The organism is Dongia soli (assembly GCF_034044715.1).
Classification (GTDB): domain Bacteria; phylum Pseudomonadota; class Alphaproteobacteria; order Dongiales; family Dongiaceae; genus Dongia_B; species Dongia_B soli.
The window spans coordinates 381,026-400,724 of record NZ_JAXCLW010000004.1 but is presented as its reverse complement, the minus strand read 5'-3'; the positions used below and the strand labels follow the sequence as shown (position 1 = coordinate 400,724).

The following is a 19,699-nucleotide window of genomic DNA, read 5'->3' as shown; positions in this document are numbered from 1 at the left end:
CATGGTCCATCGTGTGGGCGCCGCGTCTCCGGTGGACGTTACAGCCGCTGCCACCCCGTACCCTCGGCGCTTGTACCCTGCTGAATGACTTGCCAATTTAAGAGACGTGGCCGGCGCAGACATCCCCAGTACGACAGGCAGTTCCGCTTTCCGCCGTTTCTCGGTGACGGCCAAGGATTTTTGCTGGCGGAGCAAGAACCGGCTTCCTCCTGTCTGTTTTTCAGATGACGTCATCGGTCGATCCCGTCCGCGATTGTTGGCTCTTAAGTCCACCACGATCCGGAACGGCCGCTATTCCACGCTCGATACCCCTTTACCATTCGCCAGCGATACTCATTCAAAATAACTTCATCTCGTTGACTCGAGAAATCACACATTTATCACAACCCGAACCGCAAAATCGTCCGTAGCTATTATGTAGGCGGCACTGAAAAGCAGACGAGATTATTTCCCGCCTGCACCTTCAATACTTGAATCGTCCGCAATACTTTTCAGTTCTTCGCCTCGACGCTTGTTGCCGCCAAATACGGCCCGCGCACGCAGATGCAAAAAAAGAGGCAGACATGCTTATTCAGGCAAAGACCTTCGTATCCTCGTTGACGCTTCTAGTTGCCGCCGGGCTGCTGGCGGCTGCGCCAGTCAGCATTGACAACCATCATGTCTTCTCCATCGACAAAGCCTTTGCCAAGGGAGGCGGTGGCGGTGGCGGTGGCGGCGGCGGTGGAAATGGCGGTGGCGGCCATGGAGGCGGCAACGGTGGCGGCCATGGGGGCGGCGATGGTGGCGGAGCCGGCAACGGCAATGGTGGTGACAACGGCGGTGGCCGCCATGACGGCGCACTGGGGCATGGCGACAGGGCAGACAGGGGTGTGGAGAAAGGGAAAGCCAACGCCCACGCATCCGATACTGCCGCCAAGACCAATCATGGGGAAACAGCAAGTGCGATGGGTGGTCTGAATGCCGCCCATGCTTCTGCGACAGCTATGGCAAATGCCGCCCCGAATTCCCGTGTCGGCAGGGTCGCCGCCTATGGTGACGCAGCCCGGGCAGCCATAGCAGCCGATCCAGCATCGCAACGGGCCGCCGAAGATGTCGCGGCCGCTGAAGATGCGTTAGCTGCAGATCCGGAAAATCGGGCACTGAAAGACGCTCTTGCCGAGGCCCAAGCTGCTCAGGCCGAGGCTGAGGCCGCTGCGGCCGCGGCTGATCCCACGGCGCAAAAGGCATTAAGCGCGGCTGCCAACAAGACTCCCGTCAGCCCCGAGGCACAGGCCGAAGTCAACGGATTGCTGTCGGGGAATAGGAACAACGAGGCGTGAAACACGAAGGATTGTCCGTTTGGCGTCGATAAGGTCGGTCTTCTGCATTCGGTTGGCTCGCTCCAATGGACGTCCTTTGACCCGGCGGCGTCAAGGACGCCGCCGTAGATCGTCTTCTGGGAGATGTGATGATGTTTCGCTCCGCTCTCGGCCTAACCGCATTTGCCACCTTGTTGATGCCTGCTGCGGCGGGGGCTGAAACCATTACCTACCATGCGGCTCTCAGCGGTGTGTCCAAGTGCCGCCAAACAAGACCGCAGGCACCGGAACCGCCACGGCCACGGGTGCTCATCCCGATAATGGGGCCGCTTGGCAGCCCGATCAAGGGTATGGCCAAGCTTACCGATGCTGAGATCGCCGACTTTGCGGCCGGGAGCGTCTACGTCAATATCCATACCGAGAAAAACCCGGACGGGGAAATCCGCCTCTTACAGTCACCAGGGCCGCGCGTCTCGCTTTCCCTGACGCTGGCTTTGTATTGGATTTAACCACGCCTTTGGTTGAGATAAAACGCGAGCGTCCCGAGTCATAAGATCAGGTTATAGGACCCGTTAAGCTGGCTCGCTACCTTGCCCAACACGTTGCGATTAACTTGGTCCGGCTGCAGGCCAATTCGGCTAGGCTGAATTTCAATAGTCCGGGACAAGACATCATGAGTGCCTTCGATGCAGAGCCTGGACTTTCCGCGCCAGCTGCCGCCGCCCCGAAGCGTCAAAAAAAGCAACGGTCTCTGTCGCACACCAGTGGGATCGTCGTGCTTTGCCTCGTCACCTTGCTCTGGGGCATCAATTGGCCGATCACGAAGATTGCCGTTACGGAGATTCCCGTCTGGACCTTCCGAGCGATCTCCCTGCTAGTCGGCGGATTTGGACTGTTGCTTCTTTGCGTATTGAGGGGGGCGTCCCTGCGGATCGCGAGACGGGAGATCTGGCCAATCCTCCTCGTGACGCTCTTCAACGTCATTGCCTGGCAGCTCTGTTCGGCTTTCGGCCTCTTTTTCTTGCCTTCGGGGCGGGCCTCAATCCTTGCATTGACTATGCCGCTATGGGCGGCTTTGCTCTCGATCCCGGTTCTCGGCGAGAAACTGACCGTAGCGACAACGATCAGCCTTCTGCTGGGGTTGATCGCCCTTGGCGCGATGGTGGGACCGCAATTTTCCGAGATCATGGCGCACCCGATCGGCATCGTCTTGATGTTGGCGGCGGCCATCTCCTGGGCCCTCGGCACGGTGCTGTTCAAGTACTACCGATGGACCTCCTCGACCGCCCTGCTGACAGGCTGGCAATTGGTCCTGGGCGGCCTGCCGGTCCTGATCGGTGCCTTGATCTCGGACCGGTCACTCGATTTACGCGCCGTGAGCAGTGAGGCCTGGTTGGCCACCGCTTATACCAGCACAGCGGCGATGATCTTCTGCCAGTGGGCATGGCTTCGGGTGGTCACCATGTTTCCCACCGCCATCGCCGGTCTAGGCATTGTCGCCATTCCGGCTGTCGGCGTCATTAGCGGTGCGCTTCTCCTGGGCGAATCGGTCACCGGAGATGTCTTCATCTCGCTCTCCGCCACGATGCTTGCCCTGATCGTCGTTTTCATGAAACCCAAAAAGCAGGTTTGATGCCGGTTGTTCGCCTCCGTCCAACGAGATGGAGGCGAGTTACCGGGAGATGTTTTTCACCGATCGCTTGACCTCCGCGAGCAACCAGTCGCGCAGCCGCAAGACGCCCTTGGTTTCCGGCATAACCTTGGGGGCGACCAGCCAGTATGAACGCCCGGTCGTCATGACCTGCACCCGTGGCGCTACCAGATGCCCTTCCGCCAACAAATCGGTCACCAGATGTTCCCAGCCTAAAGCCACACCTTCGCCCGCCAGCGCCGCCTTGAGCACAAGTGCGTAGTCGCTGAAGTCCAGGCGGTTTACGCCGCGGCCGATACGAATATGTACTTCACGAAACCAGTCATCCCAGGTGACGTGACGCCGATGGCGTTCGTGAAAATCGATGAGACGGTGCTTTGTGAGCTCGCTTGCCGCAACGATGGACCCGTGGGCCTTCAAATAGCGCGGCGCGCAGACGGGAAACACCGCCTCCCGCGCCAAGAGCCAGGAATTGTATTCCGGCCAGGTACCATCGCCATGCCGGATGGCAAGCGGTATCTGCTCGGCGACAAGGTCCAGCGGTCGATCCGATGTCAGGACGCGTAGTTCGATCGTCGGATGGGCTTCCTGGAAACGGCGGATACGTGGCAGCAGCCAGTAGCTGGCAAACGCACTGGAGACGACGATCGTCACCGTATTGCGCAGTCCCTGCCGACGCTCCACCGCGGCAACGCCCTCCTCAATGCGATCGAAGCCGCATTTGACCTCCTGCCATAAGCGCAGCCCATCCGAGGTCAGCGTCACGCCACGCCCTTCGCGGGCGAAGAGGCTGGTCGCCAATCGCTTCTCAAGGGCACGGATACGAAGGCTGATCGCCGGCTGGCTGACATCTAACTCGTCGGCAGCCCTTGTAAAGCTGCCGAGGCGCGCCGCCGTTTCGAAGGCTATCAGCTCGGCAAAATAGGAGGTCGTGCTGCGTAGATCTCTCATAAGCCTGGCTTATCGGTCGGATTACCTTGAACTCCTAGCTCGGAAGACGGTGTTTGCCTAGGGTCGATTCGTCGATATGCGGAGAAAATGATGGCCGCCCTGGAATCACATTCGGAATCACACTCATCACCCGACCCTTCGCGCGGCTCAGACCGCTACTGTCAGACCGATCTTGCGCGCAGCTCACTTGGCCGCACTGTTTCGGATCACGGCGCCGGACAAATCGATATGATTGCATTACGCGCCTACCGTCTTGGCAGGCTTCAAGCCGAGTTGCAGCGCGCGGACATTGCCGCCGCTTTGCTGTCCGATCCCGTGAATGCACGTTATGCCTCCGGTGTCCGCAACATGCAGCCCTGGTCCTTGCATAGCAGCTTCCGGACAGCCTTCATTCCCGCCCATGGCAAGGTGACGCTGTTCGAATATGCGGGATCGGAACATCTGGCAACCGGACTGGAGACGGTTCGTGAGGTCCGGTCGGCGACGTCCCGCTTTTGGGCCGGCATCGCCGAAAGCGCCGATTTGCATGACGAGCGGAAGGTCCGGCTGTGGGCCAATGAAATCGCCGAGCTGCTGCGCGCGACCGGCGATGTGATGCGGCTGGCGATCGATCGTCATGTCGACCACTTTTCCGCCAAGATGCTGGAAGACCTTGGCATTACCCTTGTCCCGGCGCAGCGCATTATGGCGCGCGCGCAGTCGATCAAGTCGGCAGAGGAAGTTGCCTGCATGTCGGCCTCCGTCTCGGTTGCCGAAGCAGCCATCTACAGGCTTCAGACGGCGCTGGAGCCGGGCAAAAGCGAGATCGAGCTTTGGTCGATCCTCGAGCGGACCAATGTCGAGATGGGTGGCGAATACATGGATACCCGCCTGCTGTCATCGGGCGGCCGCACGAATCCCTGGTATCAGGAGGCCACAGACCGGCTGGTGCGGCCGGGCGATCTCGTTGCGCTCGATACGGATATGATCGGCGTCTTCGGATATGACGCCGATATTAGCCGAACCTTCCTGTGTCCGCCCGGCCACCCCTCAGGTACGCAGCGGCAGCTTTACCGCTATGCCTGGGAGCAGTTGGAACACAATCTGGATCTCATTCGGCCCGGCGCGACCTTCCGCGAGATGTCGGAGAAGGCTTTTCTCCTGCCGGAGAAATACCGCGCTTTGGCCATTCCCATGACATGGCATGGCGTTGGCCTCTATGGCCAATGGCCGACCATCGTCGGACGAGGCCATTTCGAAACGAAAGGCACAGATGGCGTGCTGGCCCCCGGCATGACGATCTGCTGCGAAAGCTATGTGGCCGAAGAGAATGGGCTGGAAGGCGTGAAACTGGAACAGCAGGTCTTGGTAACGGAAACGGGCTTCCAGCTTCTCTCCACTTTCCCCTACGACGAGACTCTTATGGGCCGGGAATTATAGAGAACTAACACAAGCCATCCGACCGGCAAGAATAAAGACATCAAACAGCCAGTCGTACCCAAGCATCCGGGAGGGATCATCATGAATACTTGGCCGAAGCTGAGCGAAGCCTTTCGCCTGGGACAGTTATCGCGGCGGGATTTCCTCAGCGCTGCCGCCGCCATCGGCGCGTTGTCAGCGGCATCGTCTTTCCTAGACGTAAGCCCGGCACGGGGGGGAGACGCCGAAGAAGGGCGGCACGCTGCGTCTGGGGCTCGCGGGCGGCAGCACGACCGATAGCTGGGATCCCAGAACCTATAACGAGCTCGTCATGATTACCCTGGGCGCCCAAGTCTTCAATGGCTTCGTCCGCTTCGACCGTGAGCGGCGGCCGCAGCCCGATCTCATCGAAAGCTGGGAAGTGAAACCCGGCGCCAGCGAATGGATTATGAACATTCGAAGCGGCATCACCTTCCATGACGGCAGGTCCCTGACCCCCGATGATATCATCTATTCGCTCAATCTCCACCGCGGCAAATCCACCTCGGCGATGGTCGGGCAAATGAAGCATGTGCAGGACATCACGAAACTCAGCGACCATCAAATATCCGTAAAGCTGTCGCGGCCGGATGCGGAATTCATTTATGTCCTGGGCGACTTCCATATGCGAGTGGTGGCGGATGGCTTCAAGGACTGGTCGAAGCCTATTGGAACCGGTGCTTTCAAATATGACAGCTTTACCCCCGGCATCCGGGCGCGCACGGTGCGCAATGCCGATTACTGGCGCACCGACGGCGGCTTTGTCGACGTGGTCGAGACGACGGTGATCAACGACACGGCCGTTCGAATGAATGCGCTCGTTGCGGGCCAGGTCGATATCATTAATCGCGTCGGCAAAACCAGCGTCGAGCTGCTGAACAGCGGAAGCGGATTGAAAGTGGAAAAGGCGCCGACCGGCTGGCATGCCATCATGGCGGCGAGGATGGATGCGGCGCCGTTCGACAACCCCGATTTCCGCTTGGCCTTGAAATATGCGATCGATCGGAAGGCCCTGCTCAAGACCCTGTTCAACAATTATGGGACCGTAGGCAACGATCATCCGGTTCCGGAGAATGACCCGAATTACAACAGCGAGCTGCCGCAGATCGCCTATGATCTCGACCGAGCGAAATTCCATCTCAAAAAGGCGAATCTAGGCTCTTCCCCAATCGAATTGACAGCCTCCGATGCCGCTTATGAAGGTGCGGTCAGTGCCGCGGAGATCTACCAGGCTTCCGCTGCGAAAGCCGGCTTGGACATGGCTTTGAAGCGGGAGCCGATCGATGGATTCTGGTCGAATGCCTGGCTGAAGCGGCCATTTTGCGAGTCATATTGGGCCGGCCGATCGAGTGCGCTCCAGATGCTTTCAATCGCCTACAAATCCGACGCGACCTGGAACGAAACCGCGTGGAAGGACCAGGCATTCGACAAGTTGCTAACCGATGCCTCCGCCGAACTCGATGATGCCAAGCGCAAACATTATCTATGGGAGGCGCAGAGACTGCTGCATGAGAATGGCGGCGCCGTGATACCGGTATTTGCGCATGTCCTCGAAGCGCATAGCGGCAAAGTCAAAGGCTACCAGATAGGCGGCATCAACGATTTGTTTAACGGCCACATTCCAGAACTGGTCTGGCTGGATAGCTGAGTCGCACTGCTGCTCTCCAAGCGCAGCACCTGCCGGTCGAGAATTCGACCGGCAGGTTTTTCACTTCCATAATTCAGAGGCGCGCGTGATATCGCCATCGACACGAATATTCTGACCGGTAAAGCAGCGCAGGAGACGCCGCCCGGAGGCGCAGGCGCGCGAACACCGCCGCCGGTCGGTCAGGCTTCTGGCCGCGGATTTCCCCGTCCGGGTTTTCTCGGTATGGATATTGACGTAGACGCTCCCGGCCGCAAAATCGGCGATCTCAGCATCGGTAAGCTTGGCCATACAGTTGATCGGACTGCCAAGCGGCGCCATTATCGGGATGAGCACCGCTGCGTTCTTGCCCACAGCAGCGGGGCCATGGAAATGTCCTGCCGTTGCCGGACGACAGACCCGTGTACTCCACCTTATAACTCAGCATCTTGAGATCGGTGTCAATCGTGACCGTGGCGGAAGGCCAAGGGCAGATGTGCGGCCGCGCCAAACTCGATCCGCTGCGAGCCCGCCTTCTCAGTGCTGCGTGAACCATAAGTTGCATCAAAAGCGATTCAGAGCCTAGTAAGAACGCTCTCAAGGGTGATGGTCATCCAAAAGGTGCCCGATGGAAATTGCAGAAATTCCGTAGAACAAAGAGGACTAACTGCCATCAGTAGACGCTGTACGGCATTGCCGCTACCGACGTGACCATCGAAATTCTCTGGGAGTCGATCCGACTATTCGACGAAAATGACGTGCCAAATGGCTTTGGTCAGCGAAACCTGCGGCGAGTGCGATCTCGGACAGTGAAAGATCGGTGCGGGTCAACATTTCTTTGGCTCGTTGGACACGCTTCTGTAAGAGATAAAAGTGCGGTGTGACACCCGCCGTTTGCTTGAATTCTCGCGCGAAATGAAAAACCGAGAAACCTGCCACTCCAGCCAGCACCGCGAGATCGATTTTCTCGCTTAGGTGCGTCTCCACATATTCCAAAACACGGCGCGTAGCGCCGGGCGGGAGACCGCCCCGAGCTTGTGGCGCTGGCATGGGCACTGATGGCATGGGCGCTGATTCTGTGACACTTTGAATGTATATCAAGACGAGGCCTCTCAAGTAGCGCGACTCTCGTCGCATTTCGTTGGGCGCTAAAAGTACTGTCAGGCGGCGTTACGAGCGCAGGCGTCCAACTCGACCGTTAGAAAGGTCAACGACGAAAGCGCAATTGTCAGGTCTTTCTAGGGCTTGCGTCGGCTTGGTCCTGTCCTGGAGGAGGGGCGATCATTGGGACCTTCTGCCCCACGCGGAACGTCCACCCGTCCCCGCGCCTGTAGCTGTTCATCAGTCCACCGTCATTCATCGCGGCCACAGCCCTCGCGATGCCGAGACGCCGCCCGTCCACCGCCACCGGCCTACAGCCACAGGCGCGATCGAGCCGGGTGACCGTCCATTCCGGCACCATGTATTTCCGGCGGCGGACAGTTATAGGGACGTAGCGGATCATCGCGCCCTCACAGCACCAGCCACGCAACGAGACACCAGATAGGCAGGCTCAGCACGGCCGCGAACGCGGCGCCCCGGAAGTACGCGAAGCGGTCGTCGTGGTCGGACTTGGGGTCGAAGATCCAGAAATCGTTCTGGTCGTCCATCTCCGGGAACATAGCTCCTCCTTGCCGCTATAGCGCGGCCTACTCTGCTGCCTTCTTCTCCGCGGCAATCACGCCTTCCAGTTTCTTGAGCATCTTCGGTTCTTGGCCAGCGGCGGGCATCTATCGACGGGAAATCCGCGTCCGTTCGATTAAGCATTCCTGATTGAGGTTCTTCGCAGAACCTGCTGACTTCGGTGCTATTCGGCGCGAGACGCCTGCCTGCGCGAGTGAGGAAGTGGATCGGATTGTCACCATGAACGCCTCCAAAAATGCGAGTGCATCCTCCGTTCGATAGGCGAGCGTAGATCATCGTAACGCTTCAGGCCTCGTAAGCAGAATGGGTTGCTTCTTCTTGAGCTCTATAGTGGGCCCGCGTCGCACTGGATGATATCGTGCGTCAGCACTTCAGGCCGCCACTCTAGGAAGGGCCGCATTGGCAGAAGGGACAACTTGACTATACCGAGGTATATCGTTCAAGGGTGAGCCCCGTCACCGGCATGACATGCGTGGGGGTCACGTTATAGTTGGGCGGCCAGTTGGGCACCGGCGCCGTGATGTGCACGCCGGTTCCAAGGACGTCTCATGGAGCAACGCGCGCACTCCACACATGGGTGAAGGCACATCAAGGGCATGGTGGGCCAAGGCATCCGCGATCTATGCGACGAACACAAAGACCCTGTTGAGTCGACGATGAGAAGGTGAGTGTAGACTCATCGACTGCTCCGACACGCCTGCGCCTGCGCCACCGCGGTGCGAAGGCAGTCGATCACCGCAGCTTCCACCAGCGGCTTATGAAGGTTGCATTGCACCCCCCGGCTGAGCATGCACTCCTTCGAGCGCACATCCAGATAGGCGGTGACCAAAATCGTCGGGATTGAGTGCCCAGTTTCGACCAGATGCTTATAAAGCTCGACACCAGTCATTTCTGGCATGTGAATATCGGCGACCAAGCAGGCGGTGGCCGTAAGTTGCGCAGACGCAAGAAATTGCGCTGCAGACGGAAACACCGCGACAGAGCGTCTCTCGACGCTCTCGCAATAATGCCCCAGCAACGCCCGCATCAAAACTCTTTTGGTGAATTCTGCGCGTTCGCCGCTGAGGCATTCTCACCTCGAAGTGAATCTTTTCCACTAATTCCGTGATTCCGGAACACGGAAGCGAGATTCGATATACTTATTTCGTTACGTCACACAAATGACCTGATTTTTTATTCGAGATTTAGCCAGGCTTGGTCATCGAATTGATGCCATCGGCTATCGCGATAGGAAGTGCCATAAGGGCCGGCGACCGGATGAAATGTGTCGGTGCAATAGTCCTTGATACTAAATCCGTTGCCGCTGCAATTGTTGTCCAGAAGAAGATTGCCGGGGCCGCTCATATCAGAAGCACAACCGCCGAGGAGAGCCGTCGCACCCAATGTCATGATGATTGCCAATGTTTTGCGCATTTCTTTCCCCCATATGAAGGTCAGCCAGCGTTCAAGAAACAGTCCGCAAATCACTCTCAATGATAGGTTACGGGCGCTTTCTCTGGCAAGAACTTGTGGTTGCAAACGGCGAGGTGGCGACAGCCGCCGAGAATTGCGGCCTAACCGGCTCATTGGCAAGCTGGCTGTGGCGACGGTACGTAAGTGCCTCTTGCCGGCTGGAGCGGCAGATGCAAGTCGCCTGCAGCGTGCCGCCGCGGAATATGTTCAGGCCGTTCGCCTGCTATCGATTGAGCGCCGCCGCCATTCCCGGGCGAGAATAAAGCCCTGGCAATGTGACATTGACAACTAAGTTGCTCGGTCAGATGCCGGTGACGATCAGATCGATCTTATTTGCCTTGAAAGCGCGAACCAGATGATTGGGCGGCGGCGTTTCCGTGATGATGACATGGCAGCGGTCGAGACCGCAAATCTGCGCCAGGGAACGGCGGTCGAATTTCGTGGAATCGCAGAGGACCACGACTTGCCGCGCCCGATCGATGAAAGCACGTTTCACCTCGGTGTCTTCCAGGGTGTAGTCGTAAAGGCCAGATTCGATGATACCGGAAACGCCGATGAAGACGCGGTCGAAGTAATAGTCGGTCACCTGCGATGTTGCGACCGGGCCGATAACCGCGAGTTCCGGGCCACGCAATTGCCCGCCCAGGAGATAGATCGGACTGCGTCCCGAGGTGAGGGTGATCGCTGCGGGCAGGCTGTTGGTGAAGATCCGCAGGTCCGAGCGCTTAACTAGCTCTTTCGACAAAGCGAGGACGGATGTACCGACATCGAGGGCCACGGTTTCGCTGGGACCGATCAGCTGTGCGGCGGCCGCGGCGATCCTTGCTTTCGCCGTGGCATTGCGCCGTTGCCGTTGCTTGAACATCGGTTCTTCAGCATCGAAGACTTCGTGCTTATCGTTTTCGGTCGCCACGGCGCCGCCATGGGTGCGCTTCAGGATACCGCGCTCTTCCAGGATTTCGAGATCTCGGCGGATGGTCATGGCCGACACGCCGAGCGCCTGGGCGATATCCGCCACTGTGATGAAGCCGTGACGATTGACGGTCTCCGCCAAGCGGGCCTGACGGGCGCCGGCGGGCAAGCGGCTGGTGGGGATGTCTTCCTTTGGGGGCGCCTCGCGCATCGTCTTGAAACCTTTGTTATCCCTGACTTAGTCGGCTTCGCGACAGGTTGAAGTGAGTCGCGGGCCGGGTTCCTGAGCGGATGATAACAAAAAACGAACAAGTTCGCTGGTAGATAATGTTCGTTTTTGTTTGTTATTGCACATTTATGTCGGGCATGGAATCATGATGTGGAATCGGCAAGCGGGGATCGTTGAGGCCAATGGCTGATATTGAGTTGCGCAATGTTTCAAAGCGGTACACAAATCGCGTTGCGGCGGTTGAGGATGTGAACCTTCACATCCGCGACGGCGAGTTCATGATCTTCCTCGGTCCCTCGGGCTGCGGCAAATCAACGACATTGCGCATGATCGCGGGGCTGGAGAACATTTCCGGCGGCGAACTTTTTATCGGCGGCAAGCGCATGAACGATGTGGCGCCGCGCGACCGCAATATCGCCGTCGTGTTTCAGAGCTACGCGCTTTATCCCCATATGACCGTGGCGGAAAATCTCGCCTTCGGTCTGAAGATGCATAAGCGGCCGCAGAACGAAATCGAAGAACGCGTGAAGCGGGTTTCGGCCATGCTGGGCATTGGCCAGTTCCTGGAACGCAAGCCTGCAGCTCTATCCGGCGGACAGCGGCAACGCGTCGCTTTGGGACGTGCCTTGGTTCGTGATCCGGCAGCCTTCTTGCTGGACGAGCCTTTATCCAATCTCGATGCGCAGTTGCGCGCCGATATGCGGCTGGAGCTGGTGAAATTGCATCGCCAGCTCGGCAGCACCATCATCCACGTCACCCATGATCAGGTCGAAGCCATGACCATGGGCGAGCGGATTTGCATCATGAAGGACGGGCGCGTCGTCCAGGTGGGTGCGCCGCTCGATGTCTATCGCAATCCGGCGAATACCTTTGTCGCCGGATTCCTGGCGAGCCCGCCGATGAATTTGATCGAGGCCCGGCTGGTCGGCGAGGGCGACACGCTGTGGGTCGAGGCCGGCGCCTTGCGCCTGAGAGTGCCCGCCGCTTATCGCGAAGCCTATCGCGTCTATGTCGACAAGCCGGTGATTTTCGGCATCCGGGCGGAGGATATCCACGCCCATCAGGCGCAACCGGACTGGCAAGTGCTGGATGCCAATGTGGTGGCGCTGGAGACGTTGGGCGCTGAGGTCGTTTTGGTGATGGGCATTTCCGGCATCGCACGCGCCGACATCGCCGCGCGCCTGGGCCGCGATTATCGCGCCCAGATCGGCAGCCGGCAGCAGCTTTATGTCGACCTTGCCGAAATGCAGCTTTTCGATCCGCAGACGACGAATGCTGTTCCCCGGCCGCAGGCATAGCGGGCCGACTGACTTCCAATGATGAACCGCGGGCATCACCCGGCGGATATGAGATCACTCTAGAAGGAGATTATCGGTATGCTGAAGGAAACGTTTGGCAGCACGAAGCCCATCATTTCCATGGTCCATCTGTTGCCGCTGCCCGGCTCGCCGCTTTACGACGCGAAGGGCGGTGTGAATGCCATTATTGATTCAGCAGCCAAGGATATCGAAAAGCTGCAGGATGGTGGCGTTGACTGCATCATGTTCGGCAACGAAGGCGACCGTCCTTATCTGATCAAATCGACGCCGGAAAGCCTTGCCGCCATGGCGTCGGCCATTGCAGCCCTGAAGCCGATCATCAAAATTCCCTTTGGCGTGGACTATCTGTGGGATCCCGTGGCCACGGTGGCTTTAGGCAATGCGACCGGCGCCCGCTTCGGCCGCGAAGTCATGACCGGTGTCTATGATTCCGACATGGGCCTGTGGCAGCCGGATGCCGCGAGCGCGATCCGTCTGCGCCACAATTTGGCGCGGGACGATTTCAAAATGATGTATAACGTCAACGCAGAATTCGCTTCGCCCATCGGCACCCGCACAATCGCCCAGCGCGCGAAGAGCGCGGTCTTCTCGGCGCTTGCAGATGTGGTCCTGGTGTCCGGCATCATGACAGGTCAGGCGGTCGATACCAGCGATATCAAGTCGGTCAAGGAAGTGTTGAAAGACACGCCGGTCTTTGCCAATACCGGCGTCAATATCGACAATGTCAAAAGCATCCTGTCGGTCGGCGATGGCTGCGTCATCGGCACCCATTTCAAGGTGGACGGCAATACCTGGAATGCGGTCGACGGCGACCGCGTCAAGCGTTTCATGGATGTCGTGAACAAGATCCGCTAAGACATGCGTGGCGAATAGGACAAAGTGGCATCATGCCAGCATTGCTCGGCCTCGATATCGGAACGACCTCGACCATCGGCATCCTCATCGATGACGGTGGCCGGACTTTGGCGACGGTCTCGCGGCCGAGCGACCTTGTCTCACTGCATGCCAATTGGGCGGAAGAAGATCCTGCTCAATGGTGGTCGAACTGTCAGTCGATCATCGCGGAACTGCTAAAGAAGACTGGGCTGAGCGGCGCGGATATTGCCGCCATCGGTGTCACCGGCATGGTGCCTGCCGTGGTCCTGCTGGATGCCGATGGCAAGGTTCTTCGCCGCAGCATGCAGCAGAACGATGCGCGTGCGGTGGCCGAGATCGATGCGATGCAGCAGCGTTTCGACCGCCAGGATTTCTTCGGCCTGACCGGCGGCAGCATCAACCAGCAATTGGTGGCGCCGAAGCTTCGCTGGCTGCAGAAGAATGAACCCGATGTCTTCAAGCGGGTCGCGACGGTCTTCGGTTCCTATGATTACATCACCTATTGCCTGACAGGCACGCGGTCGATAGAGCATAACTGGGCCTTGGAATCCGGCCTGATGGATTTCAAGCAGCGGTGTTTTGCGCCGGAACTGGTTGAAGCGGCGGGAATCGATCCGCAGGTCCTGCCGCCGATCCGCGCCTCCCACGAAGTCGTCGGAACGGTGACGGCGGAAGCGGCTGGCCTGACCGGCCTCAGGGCCGGGACGCCCGTGGTAGCGGGCTGCGCCGATCATGTGGTCTCAGCCTATGTTGCCGGGGCGGCTTTGGATGGCGATCTGGTGCTCAAGTTCGGCGGGGCGGGGGATATCCTGCTCTCGACCACAAAGCCGGTTACCGATCCGCGGCTCTTCATCGATTATCACATCATGCCGGATCATTATTTCAGCAATGGCTGCACCGCGACATCGGGCAGCTTGCTGAATTGGATTGTCCGGCAACTCGCCGGGGGCGAGGTCGAGAAGGCCAAGCTGGCCGGTCTATCGGTGCATGCCTGGCTGGATCAGCTTGCGACGAATGTTCCGGCAGGTGCCGAGGGCGTCGTGATGTTGCCCTATTTTCTCGGTGAGAAAACTCCGTTGCACGATCCACATGCACGGGGGACCGTAGTCGGTTTAGGGCTGCATCACGGCCTTCCTCATATCTGGCGTGCCGCACTCGAAGGCGTCATCTTCGGCTTTCGTCATCATGTCGAGGTCTTCACGGAAATCGGCCTGAAGGTGCAGCGGGTCTTTGCCTGTGACGGTGGTGCGGCAAGTGATCTCTGGCTGCAGATCGCCGCCGATGCGATCAACCGTCCGGTCCAGCGCATCGCCAATCATCCCGGCTCATGCCTCGGTGCGGCCTATGTCGCGGGCTTTGGCGCAGGTGTGATCAAGAATTGGACCGGCATTGCCGATTACGTCGCCGGCGGTCGGATTTTCGAGCCGTCGGCCGAACGTGTGGCCGTCTATGATCATGTGTACAAAAATTTCCGGGATATCTATGAACGGCTGAAAAGCCTCTATCCCAATTTGCCTACCGGCAATTGACCGTCAGAATTAGGAGAGGATGATGGAAAAGAACAATTTGCTTGCCGGCCGTAGAGCCTTGGTTACCGGTGGCGGCTCCGGCATCGGCAAATCCATCGTCAAGGCGCTGGCTGCGGCCGGTGCCTGGGTCGCGGTGACCGACAAGAATGGCGATGCGGCGGCTGCCGTCGCTAAGGAGGTCGGCAAGGATGCGATTTCGATGCCGCTTGACGTCACTGATGCCGCGGCGACTGCGCAGGTCTTCGACAAGGTGATCGAGGAATTCGGCGGGCTGGATATCGTCTGCGCCAATGCCGGTGTTTCCACCATGAACAAGACCATCGACCTCACCGAGGCCGAATGGGACTTCAACATGAACATCAACGCCAAGGGCGTCTTCCTGACCAATCAGGCGGCGGTGCGTCGCTGGCTCGCCAGCAACAGCCAGGGCGTCATCGTCAACACGGCTTCGCTGGCCGGCAAGATCGGCGCGCCGCTGCTGGCGCATTATTCTGCCAGCAAATTCGCCGTAGTCGGTTTCACCCAGGCGCTGGCGCGCGAAGTCGGCAAGAACGGTATCCGGGTGAATTGCGTCTGCCCGGGCTTCGTCCGTACCGGCATGCAGGAACGCGAGATCGAATGGGAAGGCAAATTGCGCGGCATGACACCGGCAGCGGTGCGCGAGGAATATATTTCGTTGACGCCGCTTGGCCGCATCCAGGAAGCGGAGGATGTCGCCGATATCGTCGTCTTCCTGGCCAGCGATCTCGCCCGCTTCCTGACCGGCGAGGCGATCAATGCCAGCGGCGGCGTGTTGATGGATTGATCGGCAACGCGGCAGCTAAGAGACAATAATAGAGAGCGAGGGAGCCGGATCATGCGAATGAAAACCATTGTGCCGCATATCATCCTGGTGCTCTTCGCCTGTTATATCGCCCTGCCGCCGCTTTGGGTGCTCCGGACCAGTTTCGTGCCGGATTCCGTCGCCTATCAGCCGGTCCTGATGCCGGAATTCACCTGGGAGAATTACGTCAAGCTGTTCACCGAAGGTACCTTCGCACGAGCCTATCTGAACAGCTTCATCGCCTCGGCAGGCGCGACCATCCTCGGCCTGCCGCTGGCGGCGATGACGGGCTATGCCTTCGCCCGCTATCGCACCGGCGGGCAGATCAGCCGTTTCGTCGTGCTGGCCACACAGATGCTGCCGCCGGTTGCCATCATCCTGCCGGTCTTCGCCTTGTTTCGGATGGCCGGGCTGACCAATTCCGTCACCGGCCTGATGATCGCCTATGCGGCGATCAATCTGCCATTCCTGACCTGGATCCTGATGGGTTTTTTTGAAGGGGTGCCGGTCGAATTGGAATGGGCGGCCCAGGTCGATGGCGCCACGGTCTGGGAAGCTTTCTGGAAGATCGTGATGCCAGTGTCGTTGCCCGGCATCGCGGCAGCGGCGGTGCTGGGATTCATCCTGGCCTGGAACGAATTTCTGTTCGCCTTGATTTTGACCGGGCCGACCACGGCGACCATTCCCGTTGCCCTGGCTGGTTTGCAATCCTCGAACGGCGTGCAAATCGCCGAGATTTCCGCCGGCGTCATCATGGGCATCCTGCCCATGCTGCTCGCCTCGCGTTTCATTCAACGTTATTTGGTCCGCGGCCTGACCTTCGGCGCGGTCAAGTGACATAGAAAAGATCACCAGGTCCACAGATCACAGTTTGTAGATCATCAGTTCATGGAGGAGGAGACAACATGAGGATCAATTTTCTACCGGCATTGCTCGGGGGTGCGTCGCTGGCGGCCCTGTTGACGGCTGTTGCACCGGCGGCGCAGGCGGAGCAGGTGACGCTGCATGCTTTGATGGAAGACGTGCCGGAGACGCAGATCATCGAATCGCTGCTGCCGGAATTCGAGAAGGAAACCGGCATCGAGGTTGATTTCCAGAAGCTGGTCTATTCGGAAATGCATGACAAGCTGGTGACGCAGCTTACCAGCAATGAAAGCTTCTACAATGTCATGGAAGTCGACTTTCTCTGGGCCGGCGAGTTCCCGGCGGCGGGATGGCTAGCTGATCTGCAGCCCTTCGTCGAGAAGAGCAAGTTCGACCTGAAGCCGATCATTCCGGCGATGCTCGATCTTGTCGGCTATTACCAGCAGAAGCTCTATCTGATCCCCATGTACAATTATTCCATGGGCTTGATCTATCGGAAGGACCTGCTGGAAGATGCCAAGTTGAAAGCGGCCTATAAGGAAAAAACCGGCAAAGAACTGACAGTGCCGACCACGCTGGAAGACTATGTGGAGATCTCCAAGTTCATGAAGGCCAATGGCGGTGTTGCCGGCGCGGCCATGCAGGGCCAGCGCGGTGATCCGAACAGCATGGAATTCTCCAACTACTTGTTCTCGGCCGGCGGTGAATATGTCGACAAGGACGGCAAGGTGGTGCTGAACAGCGATGCCGGCAAGAAGGCACTCGGCCTTTATGTCGACAATATCCAGCACGGCGCGCAGCAGGGCGCGCTGTCCGCGACGCTTGACGATACGATGCGCCTGATGTGCGACGGCAAGGCCTTCAGCATGGTCACCTATTGGTGGATGCTGCCGCAGATCGATAACAAGGAGAAATGCCCGAACAGTGCCGGCAAGGTGGCGCTGAATGTCATGCCGGGTGGTCACGGGGAAAGCGGCGGTTGGGGTTGGGGCATTCCGCAGAACCAGTCTCCCGAAATGCAGGAAGCGGCCTGGAAATTCATCTCCTGGGTCCAGGGCGAGAAGACTTCGATTGCCCGCGCCATGCAGGGCCATGCGCCGGTCCGCAGCGACACCTATAGCAATGCGGATGTCCTGAAGAAGTATCCTTATTACAAGGAAGCGCAGGATGTGGTGAAGAGCGGCAAGTCCTTCCCGATCTTTGCCTATTCGGCCCAATACGAGGACGTTCTGGGCCGCCAGCTTTCCCTGGCTGCTTCGGGTGATGCCAAGCCGGCGGATGCTTTGCAGGAGGCGTCTGAAGGTCTGGAGAAGCTGCTGAAGAAGGCCGGGCAGTAAGCTAGTCACAATCAGTAAATGGCTGGAGCGGGGAGGGGACACCTCCCCGCTTTCGGACAAGGATCGGAAGATGGCATCAGTAACGATGAATGGAAGTGAGGAAACGAGCCGGCAGATTGACCGCTGGACCTTTACCGGTTGGAAATTTGCCACGCCGGGCCTCACGGTGCTGGCCATCGTCATGGGCATTCCGCTGATCTATGCCGTGGTGCTGGCGATGTCCAGCTTTACGCTGCTCCATCCCCGGGTCTTGCCCTTCGTCGGGTTCGACAATTTCTTGTCCGTGATGGACGATGAGTATTTCTGGCACTCGCTTTGGCTGACGATCAAATATTCGGCGATCGCGGTCATCTGCGAATTCCTGCTGGGCCTCGGCGTCGCGCTGATGCTCAATCGCGTGGTGAAGTTCAAAGCGATCTATTTTGCTATCCTGACCATTCCCATGGCGATGTCGCCGGTCAGTGTCGGGCTTATCTGGCATATGCTGCTGCAGCCTAATCTCGGCATCGTCAATGAGCTGCTGGTGCGCTTCGGCTTCGATGGCGTCGATTGGCTGGGCTCCTCCGATCTTGCTTTCTGGACGGTGATCTTCGTCGATGTCTGGCAGCAGGTGTCCTTCGTGATCCTGATTCTCGCCGCCGGCCTCGCTTCGCTGCCGAAGGATCCTTATGAAGCGGCGGAAGTGGACGGTGCTACCGACTTCCAGCAATTCTGGTATCTGACCCTGCCAATGCTGCGGCCGGTCGCGACCATCGCGATCATCATCCAATTGATCAATGAATTCCGCACCTATGACTTGGTCTATGTGCTGACCAAGGGTGGTCCGGGTGTTGCCACTGATCTCCTCAGCTTCTTTGCCTATAAGAAGGCGTTTCTCGGGCTCGGCATCAATGAAGGTGCGGCGACCTCCTTCGCATTGCTTTTCCTGGTATTGATTCTGACCATCGCCTTCTTCCGAGTGATCTCCCGCCGCGCTTAAGCCAAGGGCTCAAGGGAAATTCTTTCTGGCCGCTAAACGGGTGGTTGACAAGGCGGGGCTCTGCCTCGACAGTTGGCCATGCTCAGCGCCTTCCTGCTCGCCTTTCCCGCCCTCTTTTCGATCGTCAACCCGATCGCCGGCGCGTTCATCTTCCGCGAAGCGACGGCGGAGCGTCAGCATGAGGAGCGGATCAGGCTGGCGGGGCGGGTGGCGTTCTACAGCCTGCTGGTCTTGCTGATCGCCTTGTGGACCGGCTCTTATGTCCTCTCCTTCTTTGGCATCTCGCTCGCCGCCTTGCGTCTGGCCGGTGGACTGGTCCTCTCGCTCTTTGCCTGGAATCTGTTGTCGGCTCCGGAGCAGCGCGAGGCCCGCAAGGAGAAGGAAGCGGCGCGGGCTGGTGAGGCGGAGGATGTCGCCTTCTTTCCCCTGACGCTGCCTTTCACCACCGGCCCCGGCACAATTTCGGTCGCAATCGCGCTCAGCTCCGGGCGGCCGGCCTCGCAGACCAATTGGTTGGATTTCTTCGCTGGCGTATCCCTGGCGGCGGTGGTGCTTGCCTTCATCATCTGGATTGCCTATCGCAGCACTGACCAACTCTCCCGGTTTCTCGGCCGAGGCGGCAGCCGGGTGGTGACGCGCCTCTCGGCCTTCCTGCTGCTCTGCATCGGCGTGCAGATCCTGATCACCGGCGTCACCGATGTGCTGGGGCCGCTACTAGCCAACCGATGATGTGGC

At 58.9% G+C, this 19,699-nt stretch carries 21 protein-coding genes; 14 read left to right on the top strand and 7 right to left on the bottom strand.

Annotated features, from left to right (window positions below; translation table 11 throughout):
* The first annotated feature begins 563 nt into the window (after window positions 1-563).
* The 3 genes from SMD27_RS16615 (at window position 564) to SMD27_RS16605 (ending at window position 2,931) form a co-directional block, all read left to right on the top strand.
* The gene (locus tag SMD27_RS16615; RefSeq protein WP_320509531.1) at window positions 564-1,319 is read left to right on the top strand and encodes a hypothetical protein; all 756 of its coding nucleotides are present in this window, start codon (window positions 564-566) and stop codon (window positions 1,317-1,319) included.
* A gap of 128 nt (window positions 1,320-1,447) precedes the next feature.
* Complete coding sequence (locus SMD27_RS16610; RefSeq protein WP_320509530.1) at window positions 1,448-1,807, top strand: CHRD domain-containing protein; 360 nt, start codon at window positions 1,448-1,450, stop codon at window positions 1,805-1,807.
* Between the two features lie 164 nt (window positions 1,808-1,971).
* Window positions 1,972-2,931 carry a DMT family transporter gene (locus SMD27_RS16605; RefSeq protein WP_320509529.1) on the top strand — a complete coding sequence of 320 codons (960 nt, stop codon included), beginning with the start codon at window positions 1,972-1,974 and terminating at the stop codon, window positions 2,929-2,931.
* A gap of 39 nt (window positions 2,932-2,970) precedes the next feature.
* Here the strand turns inward: SMD27_RS16605 and SMD27_RS16600 are convergent, their stop codons facing one another.
* A complete protein-coding gene (locus SMD27_RS16600) occupies window positions 2,971-3,900 on the bottom strand; it encodes a LysR substrate-binding domain-containing protein (protein WP_320509528.1) in 930 nt (309 codons plus the stop codon).
* Window positions 3,901-4,128: 228 nt separating this feature from the next.
* Here SMD27_RS16600 and SMD27_RS16595 point away from each other — a divergent pair, with 228 nt between their 5' ends.
* The 3 genes from SMD27_RS16595 (at window position 4,129) to SMD27_RS16590 (ending at window position 6,985) form a co-directional block, all read left to right on the top strand.
* Window positions 4,129-5,319, top strand: coding sequence for a M24 family metallopeptidase (locus SMD27_RS16595; RefSeq protein ID WP_320509527.1), 1,191 nt, complete (start codon window positions 4,129-4,131; stop codon window positions 5,317-5,319).
* Window positions 5,320-5,400: 81 nt separating this feature from the next.
* Window positions 5,401-5,598: a twin-arginine translocation signal domain-containing protein gene (locus tag SMD27_RS24220; RefSeq protein WP_379989890.1), complete on the top strand. Its 198-nt coding sequence runs from the start codon at window positions 5,401-5,403 to the stop codon at window positions 5,596-5,598.
* A 31-nt stretch (window positions 5,599-5,629) separates the two neighbouring features.
* Window positions 5,630-6,985, top strand: a complete 1,356-nt coding sequence (locus SMD27_RS16590) for an ABC transporter substrate-binding protein (RefSeq protein WP_320509526.1) — start codon at window positions 5,630-5,632, stop codon at window positions 6,983-6,985.
* Window positions 6,986-7,045: 60 nt separating this feature from the next.
* Here the strand turns inward: SMD27_RS16590 and SMD27_RS16585 are convergent, their stop codons facing one another.
* The 6 genes from SMD27_RS16585 to SMD27_RS16565 form a co-directional block, all read right to left on the bottom strand.
* Complete coding sequence (locus tag SMD27_RS16585) at window positions 7,046-7,399, bottom strand: CHRD domain-containing protein (protein WP_320509562.1); 354 nt, start codon at window positions 7,397-7,399, stop codon at window positions 7,046-7,048.
* Window positions 7,400-7,660: 261 nt separating this feature from the next.
* Window positions 7,661-8,011: a helix-turn-helix domain-containing protein gene (locus SMD27_RS24215; protein ID WP_407651931.1), complete on the bottom strand. Its 351-nt coding sequence runs from the start codon at window positions 8,009-8,011 to the stop codon at window positions 7,661-7,663.
* Window positions 8,012-8,472: 461 nt separating this feature from the next.
* Entirely contained in the window at window positions 8,473-8,622 is a 150-nt protein-coding gene (locus tag SMD27_RS16580; RefSeq protein WP_320509525.1) for a hypothetical protein, read from the bottom strand.
* 698 nt (window positions 8,623-9,320) lie between these two features.
* The gene (locus SMD27_RS16575; protein ID WP_320509524.1) at window positions 9,321-9,671 is read right to left on the bottom strand and encodes a response regulator; all 351 of its coding nucleotides are present in this window, start codon (window positions 9,669-9,671) and stop codon (window positions 9,321-9,323) included.
* A gap of 146 nt (window positions 9,672-9,817) precedes the next feature.
* Window positions 9,818-10,210, bottom strand: a complete 393-nt coding sequence (locus tag SMD27_RS16570) for a YceK/YidQ family lipoprotein (protein WP_320509523.1) — start codon at window positions 10,208-10,210, stop codon at window positions 9,818-9,820.
* Between the two features lie 187 nt (window positions 10,211-10,397).
* Entirely contained in the window at window positions 10,398-11,219 is an 822-nt protein-coding gene (locus tag SMD27_RS16565; RefSeq protein WP_320509522.1) for a DeoR/GlpR family DNA-binding transcription regulator, read from the bottom strand.
* Window positions 11,220-11,419: 200 nt separating this feature from the next.
* Between SMD27_RS16565 and SMD27_RS16560 the strand changes: the two genes are divergently transcribed.
* From SMD27_RS16560 to SMD27_RS16525, 8 genes are all read left to right on the top strand, one after another.
* Window positions 11,420-12,535, top strand: coding sequence for an ABC transporter ATP-binding protein (locus tag SMD27_RS16560; RefSeq protein ID WP_320509521.1), 1,116 nt, complete (start codon window positions 11,420-11,422; stop codon window positions 12,533-12,535).
* A 78-nt stretch (window positions 12,536-12,613) separates the two neighbouring features.
* On the top strand, window positions 12,614-13,411 hold the full coding sequence (locus SMD27_RS16555; RefSeq protein ID WP_320509520.1) for a BtpA/SgcQ family protein: 798 nt from the start codon (window positions 12,614-12,616) through the stop codon (window positions 13,409-13,411).
* 32 nt (window positions 13,412-13,443) lie between these two features.
* The gene (locus tag SMD27_RS16550) at window positions 13,444-14,961 is read left to right on the top strand and encodes an FGGY-family carbohydrate kinase (RefSeq protein WP_320509519.1); all 1,518 of its coding nucleotides are present in this window, start codon (window positions 13,444-13,446) and stop codon (window positions 14,959-14,961) included.
* 19 nt (window positions 14,962-14,980) lie between these two features.
* Window positions 14,981-15,766: an SDR family NAD(P)-dependent oxidoreductase gene (locus SMD27_RS16545; protein WP_320509518.1), complete on the top strand. Its 786-nt coding sequence runs from the start codon at window positions 14,981-14,983 to the stop codon at window positions 15,764-15,766.
* A 51-nt stretch (window positions 15,767-15,817) separates the two neighbouring features.
* Complete coding sequence (locus SMD27_RS16540) at window positions 15,818-16,621, top strand: carbohydrate ABC transporter permease (RefSeq protein ID WP_320509517.1); 804 nt, start codon at window positions 15,818-15,820, stop codon at window positions 16,619-16,621.
* A 68-nt stretch (window positions 16,622-16,689) separates the two neighbouring features.
* On the top strand, window positions 16,690-17,985 hold the full coding sequence (locus tag SMD27_RS16535) for an extracellular solute-binding protein (RefSeq protein WP_320509516.1): 1,296 nt from the start codon (window positions 16,690-16,692) through the stop codon (window positions 17,983-17,985).
* 70 nt (window positions 17,986-18,055) lie between these two features.
* Entirely contained in the window at window positions 18,056-18,964 is a 909-nt protein-coding gene (locus tag SMD27_RS16530) for a carbohydrate ABC transporter permease (protein WP_320509515.1), read from the top strand.
* A gap of 78 nt (window positions 18,965-19,042) precedes the next feature.
* Window positions 19,043-19,693, top strand: coding sequence for a MarC family protein (locus SMD27_RS16525; RefSeq protein ID WP_320509514.1), 651 nt, complete (start codon window positions 19,043-19,045; stop codon window positions 19,691-19,693).
* Window positions 19,694-19,699: the final 6 nt, after the last annotated feature.